15 protein-coding genes are annotated in these 15522 nt (G+C 67.7%); 8 read left to right on the top strand and 7 right to left on the bottom strand.

Annotation, left to right across the window (positions count from 1 at the left end; genetic code table 11):
• Window positions 1–150 precede the first annotated feature (150 nt).
• Window positions 151–462: a protein UsfY gene (gene usfY / locus G6N48_RS05195; protein WP_085268779.1), complete on the bottom strand. Its 312-nt coding sequence runs from the start codon at window positions 460–462 to the stop codon at window positions 151–153.
• Window positions 463–586: 124 nt separating this feature from the next.
• Window positions 587–832, bottom strand: coding sequence for a hypothetical protein (locus G6N48_RS28070; RefSeq protein WP_232066550.1), 246 nt, complete (start codon window positions 830–832; stop codon window positions 587–589).
• Here G6N48_RS28070 and G6N48_RS05200 point away from each other — a divergent pair.
• Entirely contained in the window at window positions 731–1573 is an 843-nt protein-coding gene (locus G6N48_RS05200) for an alpha/beta fold hydrolase (protein ID WP_232066755.1), read from the top strand. The two genes, G6N48_RS28070 and G6N48_RS05200, sit on opposite strands and share 102 nt — an antisense overlap.
• A gap of 79 nt (window positions 1574–1652) precedes the next feature.
• Here the strand turns inward: G6N48_RS05200 and G6N48_RS05205 are convergent, their stop codons facing one another.
• Both G6N48_RS05205 and G6N48_RS05210 read right to left on the bottom strand, forming a co-directional pair.
• Entirely contained in the window at window positions 1653–2519 is an 867-nt protein-coding gene (locus G6N48_RS05205; RefSeq protein ID WP_085268777.1) for a hypothetical protein, read from the bottom strand.
• The gene (locus G6N48_RS05210) at window positions 2516–3763 is read right to left on the bottom strand and encodes an acyl-CoA dehydrogenase family protein (RefSeq protein WP_085268832.1); all 1248 of its coding nucleotides are present in this window, start codon (window positions 3761–3763) and stop codon (window positions 2516–2518) included. Before G6N48_RS05210 ends, G6N48_RS05205 begins: the two co-directional genes overlap by 4 nt.
• A gap of 184 nt (window positions 3764–3947) precedes the next feature.
• Here G6N48_RS05210 and G6N48_RS05215 point away from each other — a divergent pair, with 184 nt between their 5' ends.
• From G6N48_RS05215 to G6N48_RS05230, 4 genes are all read left to right on the top strand, one after another.
• Window positions 3948–4478: a nuclear transport factor 2 family protein gene (locus G6N48_RS05215; protein WP_085268776.1), complete on the top strand. Its 531-nt coding sequence runs from the start codon at window positions 3948–3950 to the stop codon at window positions 4476–4478.
• Window positions 4479–4485: 7 nt separating this feature from the next.
• Window positions 4486–5577, top strand: a complete 1092-nt coding sequence (locus G6N48_RS05220; RefSeq protein WP_085268775.1) for an NAD-dependent epimerase/dehydratase family protein — start codon at window positions 4486–4488, stop codon at window positions 5575–5577.
• A 116-nt stretch (window positions 5578–5693) separates the two neighbouring features.
• Window positions 5694–6317: a TetR/AcrR family transcriptional regulator gene (locus tag G6N48_RS05225; RefSeq protein WP_085268774.1), complete on the top strand. Its 624-nt coding sequence runs from the start codon at window positions 5694–5696 to the stop codon at window positions 6315–6317.
• A gap of 100 nt (window positions 6318–6417) precedes the next feature.
• A complete protein-coding gene (locus G6N48_RS05230) occupies window positions 6418–7563 on the top strand; it encodes a phosphotransferase (protein WP_085268773.1) in 1146 nt (381 codons plus the stop codon).
• Window positions 7564–7565: 2 nt separating this feature from the next.
• On the opposite strand, the gene G6N48_RS05235 is transcribed toward G6N48_RS05230, so the two are convergent.
• Complete coding sequence (locus G6N48_RS05235; RefSeq protein ID WP_085268772.1) at window positions 7566–8537, bottom strand: aldo/keto reductase; 972 nt, start codon at window positions 8535–8537, stop codon at window positions 7566–7568.
• Window positions 8538–8620: 83 nt separating this feature from the next.
• Here G6N48_RS05235 and G6N48_RS05240 point away from each other — a divergent pair, with 83 nt between their 5' ends.
• Window positions 8621–9946, top strand: coding sequence for an acyltransferase family protein (locus G6N48_RS05240; RefSeq protein WP_085268771.1), 1326 nt, complete (start codon window positions 8621–8623; stop codon window positions 9944–9946).
• 12 nt (window positions 9947–9958) lie between these two features.
• On the opposite strand, the gene G6N48_RS05245 is transcribed toward G6N48_RS05240, so the two are convergent.
• Complete coding sequence (locus G6N48_RS05245) at window positions 9959–11608, bottom strand: purine-cytosine permease family protein (protein ID WP_085268770.1); 1650 nt, start codon at window positions 11606–11608, stop codon at window positions 9959–9961.
• Window positions 11609–11765: 157 nt separating this feature from the next.
• On the opposite strand from G6N48_RS05245, the gene G6N48_RS05250 reads away from it, so the two are divergent.
• Both G6N48_RS05250 and zwf read left to right on the top strand, forming a co-directional pair.
• Window positions 11766–13151: a mycothione reductase gene (locus tag G6N48_RS05250; protein ID WP_085268769.1), complete on the top strand. Its 1386-nt coding sequence runs from the start codon at window positions 11766–11768 to the stop codon at window positions 13149–13151.
• Window positions 13148–14566: a glucose-6-phosphate dehydrogenase gene (gene zwf, locus G6N48_RS05255; protein ID WP_085268768.1), complete on the top strand. Its 1419-nt coding sequence runs from the start codon at window positions 13148–13150 to the stop codon at window positions 14564–14566. The genes G6N48_RS05250 and zwf overlap by 4 nt, the downstream gene beginning before the upstream one ends.
• Window positions 14567–14771: 205 nt before the next feature.
• Here the strand turns inward: zwf and G6N48_RS05260 are convergent, their stop codons facing one another.
• Window positions 14772–15425, bottom strand: coding sequence for a TetR/AcrR family transcriptional regulator (locus tag G6N48_RS05260; protein ID WP_085268767.1), 654 nt, complete (start codon window positions 15423–15425; stop codon window positions 14772–14774).
• Between the last annotated feature and the right edge of the window lie 97 nt (window positions 15426–15522).

Here is a 15522-nt window from a genome sequence, read left to right on the forward strand (position 1 = left end):
GGAGCGCGCTGAATGTACGCAGTCACCATACATTTGCGCGGTGACGTATGGCGCCAACCTTCGACGGGAGACATCGCGCAGACGCCGTCATGTGTTGCCGGTTGTCGGGCTTCCCTGGGGTGCTCCGCAGCAGCCGGGGTCTGCGGCTGGCTAGCCGGCGTGCAGGCGCGGGCTAGCGCCAGGATGCTCTGCCATCCACCGCTCTTCGATCCGCTTGACACGGTGATGCTCGAAGGTGAGCAGCAACCAGCCCGCTGTCACCAGAGCTCCGGCGAGGAGTCCCAATGTCAGCACGTATTCATCGTGTTTGTATGCCGTCGCCGCCACCAAGCCGGCGATCGCCACCACCCCCAAGCCGATCAACGTCAGGCCGGGTAGACACAACGTGTCGATGAAATTCTCCCCGGCGTGCGGCTGGGTCGTGCGAGAGTGATCTATCGGGTCGTGATACGCACCCTTCATGTTCAACTCCCTCCGGAGCAGGGATACTTATCGATGTTACGCCTGACGTGACGTGGATCACAGTGCGTGGTGCCCGCCGCGACGACATCCTGAATGCGCGAATCGCGGCTCCGAAAGGCGAACACTACTGAACGGCCTCGGGGCGGTTTGCCGCCGTTAAGGTGGCAGTGTCGCTGACCTGGTCCACATCGAGAAGACGGAGGGTGAGGTCCTGTTTTCCCGATCGCGCGAGACGACCGTCGAGCCGCCGCCGTGGTTCACCACGGCTCTGTCCCACACGCCCGAACACCGCGACGTCGAGGTCGAGGGGTGCCGCATTCACCTGCGCGTGTGGGGCGGTGACGACCAACCCCCGGTGGTGCTCATCCACGGCGGCGCCGCGCACTCGGGCTGGTGGGACCATATCGCGCCGTTCTTGTCCCCCACCCATCGCGTCATCGCGCCGGATCTGTCCGGGCACGGCGACAGCGGCACCCGTGTCAGCTACGACTTACGAACCTGGGCAAACGAAGTCATGCACGCGGTGACCGCGGCGGGGGGCGCGGGACGACCAATCATCGTCGGCCACAGCATGGGCGCATGGGTGGCAGCCGAAGCGGCGATGCAGTACCGAAACCAGATCAACAGCATGGTGGTCATCGACACGCCGATACGGGAGCGGGCGCCCGAACAAACGCGGTTGCGCAACCGCGAACACACCCGATATCGGACAAGAGACGAGATCCTGGACCGCTTTGCGCCGGTGCCCTCTCAGGACGTGGTTCTGCCCTACATCAGCCGGCACATCGCGCTGGAGTCCGTTCGCAATGTCGAGAGCGGTTGGGTCTGGAAGTTCGATCCTGCGATTTTCGGCGGCGAACTGCTCGAGCCGACACCGCAGGACCAGGACTCACTGGAGGCGATGATCGACCAAATACGTTGTCGTGTGGGCTATGTGAGATGCGAGAAGGGATTGGTTTCGCCGGCGGCGGCGGAACGTATTCGCTGGCTGCTACAGCTCAGGGGCCCCTTCGTGGAGTTGGCCCAAGCCGGTCACCATCCCATGCTGGATCAGCCGCTTCCGCTCGTCGCGACGTTGCGGACCCTGTTCGAGTTCTGGTCCATCACCTAGTTGTGCTGACCTAGTTGTGCTGACTGGGTTGTGCTGACCGGGTTGTGCTGACGGGGGACGTGACGAGTCCGCCGCGATGCTAGGCCACGACGTCGAAGATCGCCGCGGCCGAGGTGACGGCCTTGTCGGCATTGCCCTCGTCGTGCAGGAGCATGCGCACACCGACGCGTCCGGCGCCGCCGGCGTGCGCGGTGCCCTCGACGCGGAAGGGGCCCACCTTGCCGCGGGACATGAACATCACATGCCAGCTGATCACCTGCACCATCGGAGTTCCGGCGACGCCGGCGGCAAGCTCGGTCGCCGCCGTTTCCAGTACGACGTGCTGGGGTCCGATGTGCAGCGCCGCGTCCGGTGACGCCAACTCCGCGCTGAGCGCGGGCAGCACCCAGTGGCCGTCGTCGCGCCTGGCGGCGCCGAAGGCCTGCCAAAGCGGTGGTAGCTCGGGTGAGTCCTCGATCACCAGCTCGGTACCCGAAACGTCCATCCTGTCAAGGCCTTCCGGGGGGATGCCGATGATCGCCCCCTGGCCCTCGTTGAAGGCGATCACCCGGCCTGGGTTGTCGGCGTCGACGATCGTGCACCGCCCGTAACCCATGGTGCGGCCCTGGTGCACGATGCCCGAGCCGACGATCTCGATCTTGCCGACGTCGTAGCCCGGGTCGACGATCTGCACCGACGCGATGACGGGGTTGGGCACCGCCACCATGTCGGTTTGGCACCCCTCCGGGGAGGAGATGGCCAGCGGCGCGACCATCAGCCCACCGGCCCGATTGCGCATGTCCCGGCGGATCGTGACGGTGTCGTCGGCCTGGCCGAGGTTCATCGACGAGTGACTGCGGCCGATGTAGCGGTAGCTGAGCAGACCGGTCCAGCGCCGGTAGAGCTCGTCGCGGTAGGCGTCGGAATCCCCCGCGAGCTCGCGGATATCACGAAGCTGGTCGCTCATAGCCGGCCGCCTTCCGCCACCTTGGCGTGGCGCACCTGGTTGAACGGCACGCCGCGGTCCGCGGCGTACTCCCGGGGGAAGTTCAAGACCCGCTCTCCGATCACGTTGCGCGCCATCTCGGTGGTCCCGCCGCCGATGCTGGCGATCTGACGGCCCAGGTAACGCACGCCGATGTCGAGCGAGACCGTGCCGTCCTCGACAACGGCCGCCGGACCCGCGATGGCGTAGGCGGTGTCGATCTCGACATTGTGCACCTCGGCCATGTCGAGCCTGGTGATGGATCCTGCGGCCGGCGGCAGCGACCCGTAGGCCACCGCGTGGTAGACGTGCTCGCTGAGTTGGGTGTGCACCGCGCGGTGGACCAGGGCGCGGCCGATCGCCTCGCGGACGCTTTCCGTCTCGCCCTGGCCCGTCCGCGCCGCCAGCGACATCAGGTCGACCGAAACATCCTGCGCCTCAGCTATTCCGGGCCCACTCGTGTACTCCGAGCCGTCGCCCATGGCGCGCCGCTCGTGGTAGAGCTGCCGCGACGCGACGTCCCAGCCCGCGCCCGGTTTCCCCACGACGGCGTCGTCGCCCACGTCAACGTCGTCGAAGAACTCTTCGCAGAATTCGATGGAGCCATTGACCTGCCGGACCCGGCTGATCGTCACCCCGGGATGGGCGAGCGGCACCAGGAACATCGTCAGGCCGTCGTGTTTGGTTGCCTCCCAATCGGTTCGCGCCAGACACAGGCCGTAGTCGGCGGCGAACGCCCAGGTGCTCCACGTCTTGGCCCCGTTGATGACCCATCGCCCGCTCCGGCGGTCGGCGCGGGTGATGACGCCGGCGAGGTCCGAACCGCCGCCGGGTTCGGACAGCAACTGCACCAGCACTTCGTCGCCGCGCAACGCCGCACGGATGTGGGCGCGTTTCTGTTCCTCGCTGCCCATGTCGAGAATGGTGGCGCAGCAAATGGCGAACGATGGGACGTTGAGCAACAGCGGCGTCTCGTAGACGGCGGCCTCGGCGTCGAACGCCTTCTTGTACTCGTAGCCCAGTCCCAGGCCGCCGTACTCGCGGGGAAAGCAGATGCCGGCGAATCCGCCGTCGTACAGCGTCGTTTGGAGTTCACGCGCCCGGTGCCACGACGCCAACTCGTCGCGCTCGAGCCCGACCGCCCGTACCGCGTCCAGTGGGGGCATGTTCCGGGCCAACCAGGACCTGGCCCGCCTCCGAAAATCCTCGACCGACTCGTCAGTCACCGGCATTCACCCTTGTGTGGGCGGTCAGGTGCCGAGGCAGACTCTTCGAAGCTTCGTTGGAGCCGCTCTTCGCCTCTGGCCATGCGTCTCGTCCGCCTCTCGTGCCGCCCCGCCGATTGACAGGCTTACACTCCACGGTGGAATTGTCACGTCCAGAACGCCGATCCACGGGAATCGAGCCGCAATGACCGAGAGCGCACCGCACCTGCTCGCTGCCGACGACGCCGCCACGTTGCTGGCGATCGAGGCCATCAAGCAGCTCAAGGCCCGCTACTGCCGCTACCTCGACAGCAAGGATTGGGCGGCGTGGCGCGCCATTTTCACCGACGACTTCCTCAGCGACACCGCCATGGCGGGAGGCAAGGTGATCAAGGGCGCCGACGAGTTCGTCGCGTTCACCCGCAAAGGCATCGGGCGTCCCGCGCAGGCCACCGCGCACCAGGTGCACTCGCCCGAGATCGAGCTGACCTCGGCGATCACGGCGCGTGGGGTGTGGGCGCTGCAGGACGTCGTGCGGTTCGGGTTCGGGGTGACGCTGGTCGGCTACGGCCACTATCACGAGACCTACGAGAGCGTCGGCGGGCGGTGGTTGATCAAGAGCTCCAAGCTGACTCGGCTCCGGGAGGACATCGTCACCCCGGTGGTGTCGTTCTACCTGTCGGGCCGCACCCGCACGGCGATCGGTAAGGTCGCCGGCCGTCTGATGGAGCGCTGACGCGCCCATGACCGTTAGCACGATCCTGGTGACCGGGGGATTCGGGCAGGTCGGCACCCGATGCGTGCAGATCTTGCTCGACCGCGGACGCGCCGTCATCGCCACGGACCTGCGCACCGAGAAAACCGTTGCCGCGGCGCAGGAGTTGTCCGGCCGCAGTTCGCTGATCTGCGCCTACGTCGATCTGCTGGACGCCGACGCAGTGCGCGACCTGGTCACCACCCACCGGCCCGAAGCGATCGTCCACCTCGCGGCCATCGTCGCACCCGTGTCCTATCACAACCCCGCGCTGGCCAGGAAGGTCAACGTCGGCGGTACCGCGAACCTGCTGGCGGCGGCGTCGGCACTGCCCCGGCCGCCGCTCTTCCTGATGGCGTCCAGCGCCGCGGTGTACGGCTCGCGCAACCCCTACCGCCATCCCGAGCGGATAACCCCGGACACCCCTGTGCATCCCATCGACCAGTACGGCGAGGACAAGGTGCTGGCCGAGGCGGCGATCCGCGCCAGCGGGCTGCCGTACGCGCTCTTGCGGCTCGCCGGGGTGATCTCGCCGGACACCCAGTCGAGCATCAACGGCGACCACCTGGTCCTTCTGCGTTCGATGCCGGGCGACAACCGCATGCACGCGGTGGACGCCCGCGACGTGGCACTGGCATTCGCCAACGGCGTCGACCGCGGGGACGCTATCGCGGGCAAGGCGATCCTGGTCGGCGGCAACGAGTCCTGCGTGATGCTGCAGCGCGATCTCGAAGACGACATCATGGACGCGGTCGGTCTGGGCCGGCTAGGTGAATCGGCAAGCCTGCCAGGCGACCCGGACGACGACCGCGGCTGGAGCTTCACCGGCTGGTACGACACTTCAGAAGCCCAGGCACTGCTGAACTTTCAGGAAAACGACTGGGCACAGACCCTGGCGTGGATCGCGCAAGCGCAGGGCCGCCGGCGGATCGTGCTGCGGATGCTCGGGCCCGTGCTGCGGCCGATCCTGCGCGTCACGCTCAGGTTGCAGCGGCGGGTCGAGGGGCGCGGCCCTTACGCCGACCCCTGGGCGCTGATCGTCAAGAAATTCGGGCCCGAGGTGCTGGCCGCCACCGACTGACCAGCGACCTGGCTGCCGTGTCTGCGGATTGTCCGAAGTTGTTGAGACAAGACAGTTCTGAGGTCGCATGCGCACCAGACAGTGCTTGGCACAACGCATCCCCGTAACATCGCGGCATGGAACCGAGCCGGTGGTGGGGTGCCGACCGCGCGATCCTCGACGACGCGGAGGCCCGCAGGCGCCTGCTGGATGCCGCGGGGCGCTGCATCGTGCGTCGCGGCGACGCCCAGATCCGGATGGCCGAAGTCGCGGACGAAGCCGGCGTGTCCCGGTCGACCGTGTACCGCTATTTCCCCAACCGCGACGAGGTCCTGCTGGGTTTGCTGCTGGCGCGGGTCGACGCCGCGCTCGGCGAGTCGGTCGGCTCGTTGCGCCATCCCGACGACCCCGTCCGTTCGCTGCCGGAGATGGTGCTGGCACGGGTGGAGTCGGTGGCGGGCAACCCGCTGAACGAGGCTCTGTTCGCCGCCGAGAGCACCGCCGTGCCCTCGGCCCTGGAACTGGGTTCAGAGCCGATCGTCGAGGTACTGCTGCGACATTACGAGCCCCTGCTGCAACGGTGGAAGAAGGCCGGCCGGCTCTACGCCGACCTCGATCCGCGCTCGGTCGTCCAATGGCTGCACACGACGACGATGTTCCTGCTGGCACCGTCGTGGCGGCACCGCCCGGTGGCTGACAAACGCGAGTTCGTCGAGCAGTTTCTGGTGCGGGCCTTGGTGCCACCGCGGATCAGACATTAGTCTCAGTTTGTCTGATGTCCAGACATCGGGCCATTTGTGTTCCGCGGGCCTGCGGCGCCCTACGCGGCAGGCCGGCGACAGCTCGAGCAGAAGGACGGCCATGCGCAACCCGGTGGACAACGCCCGTTCGGTCGTCGGCCTGACGGCGCACCTCGGTCGGGGCGTCGGCCGGGTCGCCACCGACGCGATCGTCGGAAGCCGCACGGGACTGCCACGAACGATCGGTGATGTCGACGCCGCTGCCCTCTCGCGCGTGATGGGGCGCAGCGTGAGGTCGGTGCGTGTGCTCTCCAGCGACGCCGGAACGTCGACTCGGGCGCGACTGGTGCTCACCGGCGCCGGCGTGCCCGAGTCGGTGTTCGTCAAGGTCGCGGCCACAACCACGGCGACCCGGCTGATGGGTGAGCTCGGCCGGTTGGGGCACACCGAGGTGCGCTTCTACAATCAGCTCGCGCCGCTGGTCAGCGGTGTTCCGGAGGCATACGGGGCGGCGTTCGACAGCAGCACGGGCCGTTACCTGCTGGTCCTGGAGGACCTGCCCGAGTCATGCGTTTTCCGGGACACGTTGCATCCGTTGTCCATCGACCAGGCCGGTCACGTCGTCGAATTGCTGGCCAATCTGCACGGGACCTTTTCCGACCGGTTGCGCCGCAACGGGCGCGGGCCACTGGGGTGGCTGTACACGGCGTCAGGCGACGCCACCTCGCTGCTGACCGGGTCGCTGATGAAGAGCGCGATGAAACGTCTTGCCGAACGCACCGAGATCCCGGTCGACTTCCCCGTCGCGAGCGGCCGTTTCATCGCCGACAACTACCGAGCGGTCGCCGCGCTGATCGACGCTCCCCCCCATACGGTGATGCACGGCGACGCGCATCCCGGCAACGTGTACTTCCGCGACGGCGAGGCGGGCCTGCTGGACTGGCAGGCGGTCCGGCGCGGGCACCCCTCACGCGAGCTCGCGTACACGTTGATCACCAGCCTCACCCCCGAGGACCGGCGCACGGCCCAACGCGACCTGCTGGACGAATACCGCCGGGCGCTGGCCGCGGCGGGCGGTCCCGAGCTGGACGGTGACGACTTATGGCTGCGCTACCGGCAGAGCGCGCTGTACGCATACGTCGCCCCGCTGATCACGGCCGGGATGGGCGGCATGCAGGCCGAAGCCATTGCCCTGGAGGGCCTGCGCCGCGGCGTTGCCGCTCTGGACGATTTGGAAACGGTTGCCGCATTGCGAGGTTCGTTATAGGTTCAGCGGTCGATCCACGCCAGCTGCGCCTCGGCGTGGTGACCTCCGACCGCCGGCGTGAGCCCGTCGAGGCGCGAGAGTTGGTCGGCGGTGAGTACGACGGCGTCCGCTCCGGCATTCTCCTCAAGGCGTGCAACACGTTTCGTCCCGGGAATGGGCACGATGTCGGGGCCCCGCGCGAGCAGCCAGGCCAGCGCGACCTGCGCCGGGGTGGCGCCGACATCGGCGCTGATGTCGCGCAACTCGTCCGCGCTCTTGAGGTTGTGCTGGAAGTGCGCGTCGAAGAACCGCGGGTTCGTTTTGCGGTAATCGCCGTCGGGCAACTCAGCGGCGGAGCGGATGGCCCCTGTCAACAACCCCCTGCCCAACGGGGAGTACGCGACGAACCCGATCCCCAACTCGCGCAGCACCTGCAGCACCCCGTCCTCCGGGTCACGGGTCCACAGCGAGTATTCGGATTGCACGGCCGTGATGGGGTGCACGGCGTGGGCACGGCGGATGGTGTTGACACCAACCTCGGAAAGCCCGATGTGCCCGATCTTTCCGGCCGCGACCAGGTCGCCCAGCATGCCAACCGTGTCTTCGATCGGCGTGCCGCGATCGAGGCGGTGCTGGTAGTACAGGTCGATGTGGTCGGTCGCAAGCCGTCGCAGCGAACCTTCGACGGCGGCGCGGATGTTGTCGGGGCTGCTGTCGAGTCCGTCACGGCCGGTGTGCGAGATCATGCCGAACTTGGTGGCCAGCACCACCTCGTCCCGTCGTCCCCGCAGGGCCCGGGCAACAAGCTCCTCGTTGACGTAGGGGCCGTAGACCTCGGCCGTGTCGATGAGCGTCATCCCCAGGTCGATGGCGCGGTGGATGGTCCGGATGGATTCGGCGTCATCGAAGCCGCCCACCATATAGGCGACGGACATCCCCATCGCGCCCAATCCGAGGCGGCCGACCTCGAGGTCTCCCAGGCGAGCTTGTTTCATGGAGCCATTGTGCGCTCGGCGACTTCGACCCCCGGGACGGGTACCGTTGCGCGGGTGCATCGCAACGATCTTCCCGCGAATTGATGGACGACGCGCAAACCGCTCGGCCGGCGCGCAATCTGGCGGTCGACTTCTACCGCGTATCGGGTGTGGTCCTCATCGTGTTGGGCCACTGGCTGGCCGGATCCGTGACGTATCACGACGGGTCTTTCGGCCGGCAGAACCCGCTCGAAGACATGCCGTGGACTCAGTGGCTGACTTGGATTTTCCAGGCGGTGCCGGTGTTCTATTTCGTGGCCGGCTACGCGGGGGCGGTGTCGTGGACGCATCGGCGCGGCGCCGACAGCTTCTCTCGCCAGGAGTGGATCCGGCACCGGCTGGCCCGGGTACTGGGACCCACCGCCGTCTACGTCGCGTTCGTGTCGGTGATCGTCGTGGTTCTGCAGGCGCGGGGCGCGCCGGGTTCGGTGCTCGAGTACGGGGGCTGGGCAGTGGCCATGCACCTGTGGTTCCTCGCCGTCTACGTGCTGGTGGTCTCGCTGACACCCATCGCGGTTGGCGCGCAACACCGTTGGGGGCTGCGGGTTCCGGCGGCCCTGGCGGTGGGGGTGGTGGTGATCGACGCCGTCTCCATCGGTGGCGATGTCCCCTACGTCGGCTGGCTGAATTACCTGTTGTGCTGGGGGCTGCTCTACCAGCTCGGAATCGCTTGGCACGGCGGCTTGTTCGCCGGGCGCCGCCCCCTGACACTCGCCGCCGGGGCGGCGTTGGCGCTCGCCCTGCTGATCCGGGTGGGCCCGTATCCGGTGAGCATGATCGGGGTGCCCGGAGACGCCGTGCAGAACACGACGCCACCCACCGTGGCGATGATGGCATTCGCGTGTGCGCAGGCCGGGCTGGCGATGGCGGCCGCGGCGACCCTGGACCGCGCCCTGCGGCACCGCCTCGTGCAGCGCCTTTTGTCCACGGCGAACGCGAACGTGATGGCTCTTTACCTGTGGCACATGGTGCCGGTCGTGGTCGTCGCGATCGTCGCCTACCCGGCACGGCTGATACCCCAGCCGCACGAGGGGTCGGCGGCATGGTGGCTGGTCCGGCTGGAGTGGGTTGCGGTGCTCAGCGCGGTGACGGCGGCCGAGATGATGGTGCTGTGGTGGCAGCGACGATTGTTTGCGGCCCCGCTGCCCACGTTCGGCCTGCCGCTCGACGGCCGCTGGGCGCAGGCGATCATGGCCGCCGGCGCCGTGCTGGCCGCCGCCGGCCTGCACCTGCTGGCCCAGGGGGGCTTCGCGCCGGACGGGCGTTTCTGCTGGTCGACCGCCGCCCTCTTCACGGCCGGGGCGGCGCTGGTCGCGCTGCGCCCCAGAACGCGGTCACCCTCGCGGGCCGAGCAGCGGCCAAGCGCCTGAGCGCCTGAGCGCCTACGCGCGGGCCGGCAGCACGTGGTCGCCCAGCTTGTCGGTGGACAGGCACAGCGAGCAGATGTGCGCCCGATGGGTTTCGCAGGCCAGCATGTCGGGCCGCTCGTAATCGTGGTGACACACGTGGCATTTGAGCTGCGCGCCCGAGGGGTTGCCATGCTCGTCGTACATCGGCAGGTCGATGCCGTCGTGGTCGCGTCGCAGGTAGTACCTCCCCCGGGTCGCGACCGCGAGGACAGGTGGCATCACCAGCGCGATGACGATCGCGACCAGTGGCGAGTAGGGCCGCAGTTCCGGGCCCAGGCCGCCGAAGAACGCGACGATGGACAGGCCCGCGGCCAGCAGCATCGACCCGAAGCCCACCGGGTTGACGGCGTAGAGCATGCCGCGACGGAACTCGGGCTTCTTCGGCGAGAGCTTCAGCAGGTATTTGTTGAAGACGATGTCGGAGGCCACCGCCACCACCCACGCCATGCCGCAGTTGGCGTAGAACCCGAGGATGGTGTTGAGGAAGTCGAACATGTCGGCTTCCATCAGGATCAGCGCGATCACCAGGTTGACTCCGAGGAAAACCACCCGCCCCGGATAGTGCTTGGTCACACGTGTGAACGAGTTGGTCCATGCCAGCGAACCCGAATACGCGTTGGTCACGTTGATCTTGATCTGGCTGATCACCACCAGCACCACGGCGAGGGTGAGCGCGAGCCAGGCCGGCATGAAGTTCCGGTAGATCAGCAGGAATTGGTGCACCGGTTGGTTGGCGATCGGTGTCGACCCCTCGACCGCGGAGATCAGGTACACGGCGAGGAACAGGCCGATGACCTGTTTGGCGGCCCCGAACACCACCCAGCCGGGACCGGCCAGCAGCATCCAGGTCCACCAGCTTCTGGCGTTCGCGGGCGTCCGTGGAGGCATGAATCGCAGGTAATCGACCTGCTCGGCGATCTGCGCGATCAGCGACAGGCAGACGCCGGCGGCAAGCAGACTCGAGCCGAGGTTCACCGCGCCGCCGCCGCGCCCGCCGTAGGCGAAAAAGTGGCGAACCGAGTCGGGATGGCTGACCACCAGGTAGACGAACGGGATGACCATCAGGATGAGCCAGAGGGGTGTGGTCCACAGCTGTAGCTGGGAAAGCACTTTCATGCCGTAGATCACCAGCGGGAAGATGATCAGCGTCGAGCAGGCGTAGCCCACCCACAGCGGAATGTGCAGACCGAGTTTGAGGCCCTGAGCCATGATCGAGCCCTCGAGCGCAAAGAAGATGAACGTGAACGTCGCGAAGATGACGTTGGTGACGACGGAGCCGTAGTAGCCGAAACCGCTGCCGCGGGTGATGAGGTCCAGATCGATGTTGTAGCGGGCCGCGTAGTAGGCCAGCGGCAAGCCGCTCAGGAAGATCACCGCGGCGAAGATCCCGATGCCGCACAGCGCGTTGCCGGTGCCGTAGGAGATTCCAATGTTGGCACCGATCGCGAAGTCGGCCAGGTAGGCAATGCCGCCGAGCGCCGAGATGCCCACCACCGCCGCGGACCACCGCCGGTAGCCGCGCGGAGCGAAGCGCAGCGTGTAATCCTCGAGCGTCTCCCTGGTGGCCGTCATGGCGCCGAGGTCGACCTCGGCCGCGGACGACTTGTCGATGTCTTGCGTCATGCCCCCATCACACGCTCCTCATATCAGCCCGAGGTAACGAACAAGTGTCACACCCGGCCTTCTCCGGCGCATTGTGCCCAGCCTCACCAGGGCATCCGCGGCGCGGGGCCGGCGCCTGCGGCGTTTAGCGCGCACCCGTGCCAGGGAAGACTCGAACGTGCGTCATCACAACCTCGTCGTTATCGGCACCGGCTCGGGCAACATGGTCGTCGACGATTCCTTCGCCGGTTCGGACGTCGCCCTCATCGAGGAACGCAAGGTCGGCGGCACTTGCGTCAACTTCGGTTGCATCCCCTCCAAGATGCTGGCTTACACCGCCGAGGTGGCCGACATCGTCGCCGGTGCGGAGGCCTTCGGTGTCGGCGCCGACTTGGGCGGCATGCGCTGGCGGGCGGTCCGCGACCGGGTCTTCGGTCGCACCGATCACGTCTCGGCCGCCGGCCGCCGCGGGCGCGAGGAAACCGACTGGATCACCGTCTACTCCGGGCGCGCGGAGTTCACCGGCCGGCGACGCCTGGTGGTGGACGATGGCGCGGGCCATCGCACCGAGCTCTCCGCCGACCAGGTCGTGGTCGCGACGGGCGGGCGCCCGGTGATTCCGCCGCCGGTCCAGGAATCGGGCCTGCCGTACGAGACATCGGACACGCTCATGCGCATCGACGCCCCGCCCCGGCGCCTGGCCGTCCTGGGCGGCGGCTACATCGCGGCCGAGCTTGCCCACGTGCTGTCGGCCGCCGGCAGCGAGCTCACCATCATCGAGAAGGCAGACCATTTGCTGGGCGCCTCGCAGGACCACGACGTCCGGGCGGCCTTCACCGAGCTGATGGCCAAGCGGCACGACGTGCGGCTGGGCGCCGAGCTCCTCGAGTTGTCCGGCGAGCCTGGCGCCCTGGTGTTGACGCTCGACGACGGCGGCACCGTCGAAGCCGACATGCTGCTGGTGGCGACCGGCCGGAGATCCAACGCGGACCGGATGAACCCGGCCGCAGCCGGAATCGACACCCACGACGACGGCCGTATCAAGGTCGACCGGTTCTGCCGCACGTCGGCCGAGGGGGTGTTCGCCCTCGGCGACGTCAGCACGCCCGTGCCGCTCAAACACGTCGCCAACCGGGAGGCCGGCATCGTGGCGCACAACCTTCGGCATCCCGCCCGGCTGCGCGCGATCGATCATGACCTGGTGCCTTCGGCGGTGTTCACCGACCCGCAGATCGCCTCGGTCGGGCTCACCGAGGAGCACTGCCGAGAATCGCACCCCGACTATCTCGTCGGCGTCGCGGACTACGGCGACGTGGCGTACGGCTGGGCCATGCAGAACGATTCGGGCTTCTGCAAGGTGCTGGTCGACGCCGCGAGCGATCGCATTCTGGGCGCGCACATCATGGGGCCGCAGGCAGCGTCGTTGATCCAGACTTTCGTGGTGGCAATCGAATTCGGAATCGGCGCGAGCGATCTGGCGCACCGGCCGTACTGGATTCACCCCGCGCTCACCGAGGTGATGGACAATGCGCTGCGCGCGACGCGGGCACGGGGGGCCCCATGACCACCGGGCGGCAGGACCGTCTGCAACCCCACGTGTTCGTATTGTTCGGAGCCACGGGAGATCTGGCCAAGCGCAAGCTCTACCCCGGCCTGTATCACTTGGCCGCGGCCGGCCGGCTACCCGGCGACTATGCGGTGATCGGATCCGGCCGCCACTCCCCCGGCTCCGACGACGAGTTCCGCGACCAGGTGCGCTGCCCGCTCGAGCAGTTCGTCGACGAGCCCGACGGCGACGTCGTCCGCGATCTACTGGGCCACATGTCTTTTCAGACCGCCAGCGCCGACGACGGGGCCGACCTGGCCGCGGCGGTGATGGCCGCGCGGGATCGCCTGGGCGGCGATGCCCGCACGCTGATCTACCTGTCGGTACCGCCCACCGCCATGAAGTCGATGGTCGGCATGCTCGGACGCGAACAACTCACGCAAGGCGCCCGGGTGGTGATCGAGAAGCCCTTCGGCACCGACCTGGAGTCGTCGCGCGAACTAGACGCCGCGATCAAGGAGGTGCTCGACGAACAACAGGTCTACCGCATCGACCACTTCCTCGGCAAAGAGGCGGTGCAGAACATCCTCGCGCTGCGATTCGCCAACGGGCTGATCGAACCCGCTTGGCACCGTGGGTATCTCGAGTCGGTCCAGATCGATGTTCCCGAAACGCTGACCATCGAGGGACGCGGCGGCTTCTACGAGTCCACCGGCTGCTTTCGCGACATGATCTCCACGCACCTGTGCCAGGTTCTCGGCTTCGTGGCGATGGAGCCGCCGGTTCACCTCGACGCGTCGTCACTGCGCAACGAGAAGGCCAAGGTGTTCGCCGCGATGCGGCCATTGGACCCGCAGCGGGTCGTCTTCGGCCAGTACGACGGCTACCGCGACGAGGACGGCGTCGAGCAGAACTCGTCGGTGGAGACCTTCGTCGCCCTCGAGGCGTTCGTCGACACCGAGCGGTGGCAGGGCGTGCCGTTCTACTTGCGCACCGGCAAGGCGCTGGCCGCGACCCGGCGCACCGTCACCCTGACCTTCCGGGCGCCCCCGATGGGAAGATTCGGCGAAAATCGCTACGGGCCAAACCAATTGGCGCTCGAACTGTCGGACTCCCCGGAGGTCGAGGTCAGTCTCAACGCCAAACGCCCCGGCCCCGAGTTGGCCCTGCTGCCCCTGCGGCTGCGCCTGGACCTCGCCGACGAGGACACCGACGACACACCGCTGGAAGCCTACGAGCGGTTGTTGCTCGACGTGATGCGCGGTGACCAGACGCTGTTCACCCGCGCCGACGAGGTCGACCGGCTCTGGCAGGTGTGCCAGCCGGTGCTCGACTCGCCGCCCGAGGTCGTGCCGTACCCGCAGGGATCGTGGGGACCCGACGCGGCGCTGCGGCTTCCGGATCCGCACCGGTGGCGGCTACCCGATGACTGACCGGCCTGATCGGGGATCTGCACACCTGCGCGCTGGTCGGCACGGACGCCCTGGAGTAGATGTTCACCTATGCCGATCACGTCGGCCTCTACGCCAAACAGGTGAGCGCGACCGGTGACCAGGTGGGCAACTTCCCGCAGGCTTTCACCCATCTCGCGTTGATCAGCTCGCAATCAACCGCGACCGCGCACTGGACCGACTCGACTCAGCTCTCGTCGAAGACGCCGTCGGGCAGGGGCCGTAAGCAGACCGCGCGGGCCTCGTCCGTGGTGAGACCGAAGAGTCGCAGGAGGTCCTCGGTGACGGCGTCGGCGGCCCGCCCGTCGTCGCGATCGGGGTCGTCACGCAGCAGCTTTCCCAGGCCCAGCAGCGCGCCGCCGGCCATGGCCAGGGCAAGTTCGGGGTCGTCGATACGAAACCTGCCCGCCTGGACGCCGGCTTTGATGTCACGCAGCGCCCGCGGCGCCAGGCCGCGCTCGGACGACAACAGGCCGAGCCCGTTGGCCAGCAGGATCTCGCTTTCGCGGGGGCGCCGGCGAAATAACCGGCCCGTCAGCCGGAAACTGGTGGCGAACGCCTCGGCGGGGTCGTCGAACGGCGCCGTGAGCCGGTCCAGCATCGCCCCGTGCGCATCGAGCACGTCGACGACCGCGGCCTCGAACAGCTGTTCCTTGCTGTCGAAGTGGTTGTAGAACGACCCCATCCCGACGTCCGCGGCGCGGGTGATCTCCAGGATCGGCACATTGGTCCTGCCCTCGGCAAGCAGCCGTTGCGCGGCTTCGACGAGTGCGGCCCTGGTCCGCAGCCTGCGCCGCTGCAGACCGTTCGGCGGGCCGGGGCCGTCGGGCATTGCGCTCATGGGTAGCAGTATGCCCCACTGTTGAGGATTTCGTCAGAACTCTTGACGCGCCGGCGCCGAATATGTGACGATTTCGTCAGTTTCTAGGAGAGGGACG

Source organism: Mycobacterium parmense (genome assembly GCF_010730575.1).
GTDB lineage: Bacteria > Actinomycetota > Actinomycetes > Mycobacteriales > Mycobacteriaceae > Mycobacterium > Mycobacterium parmense.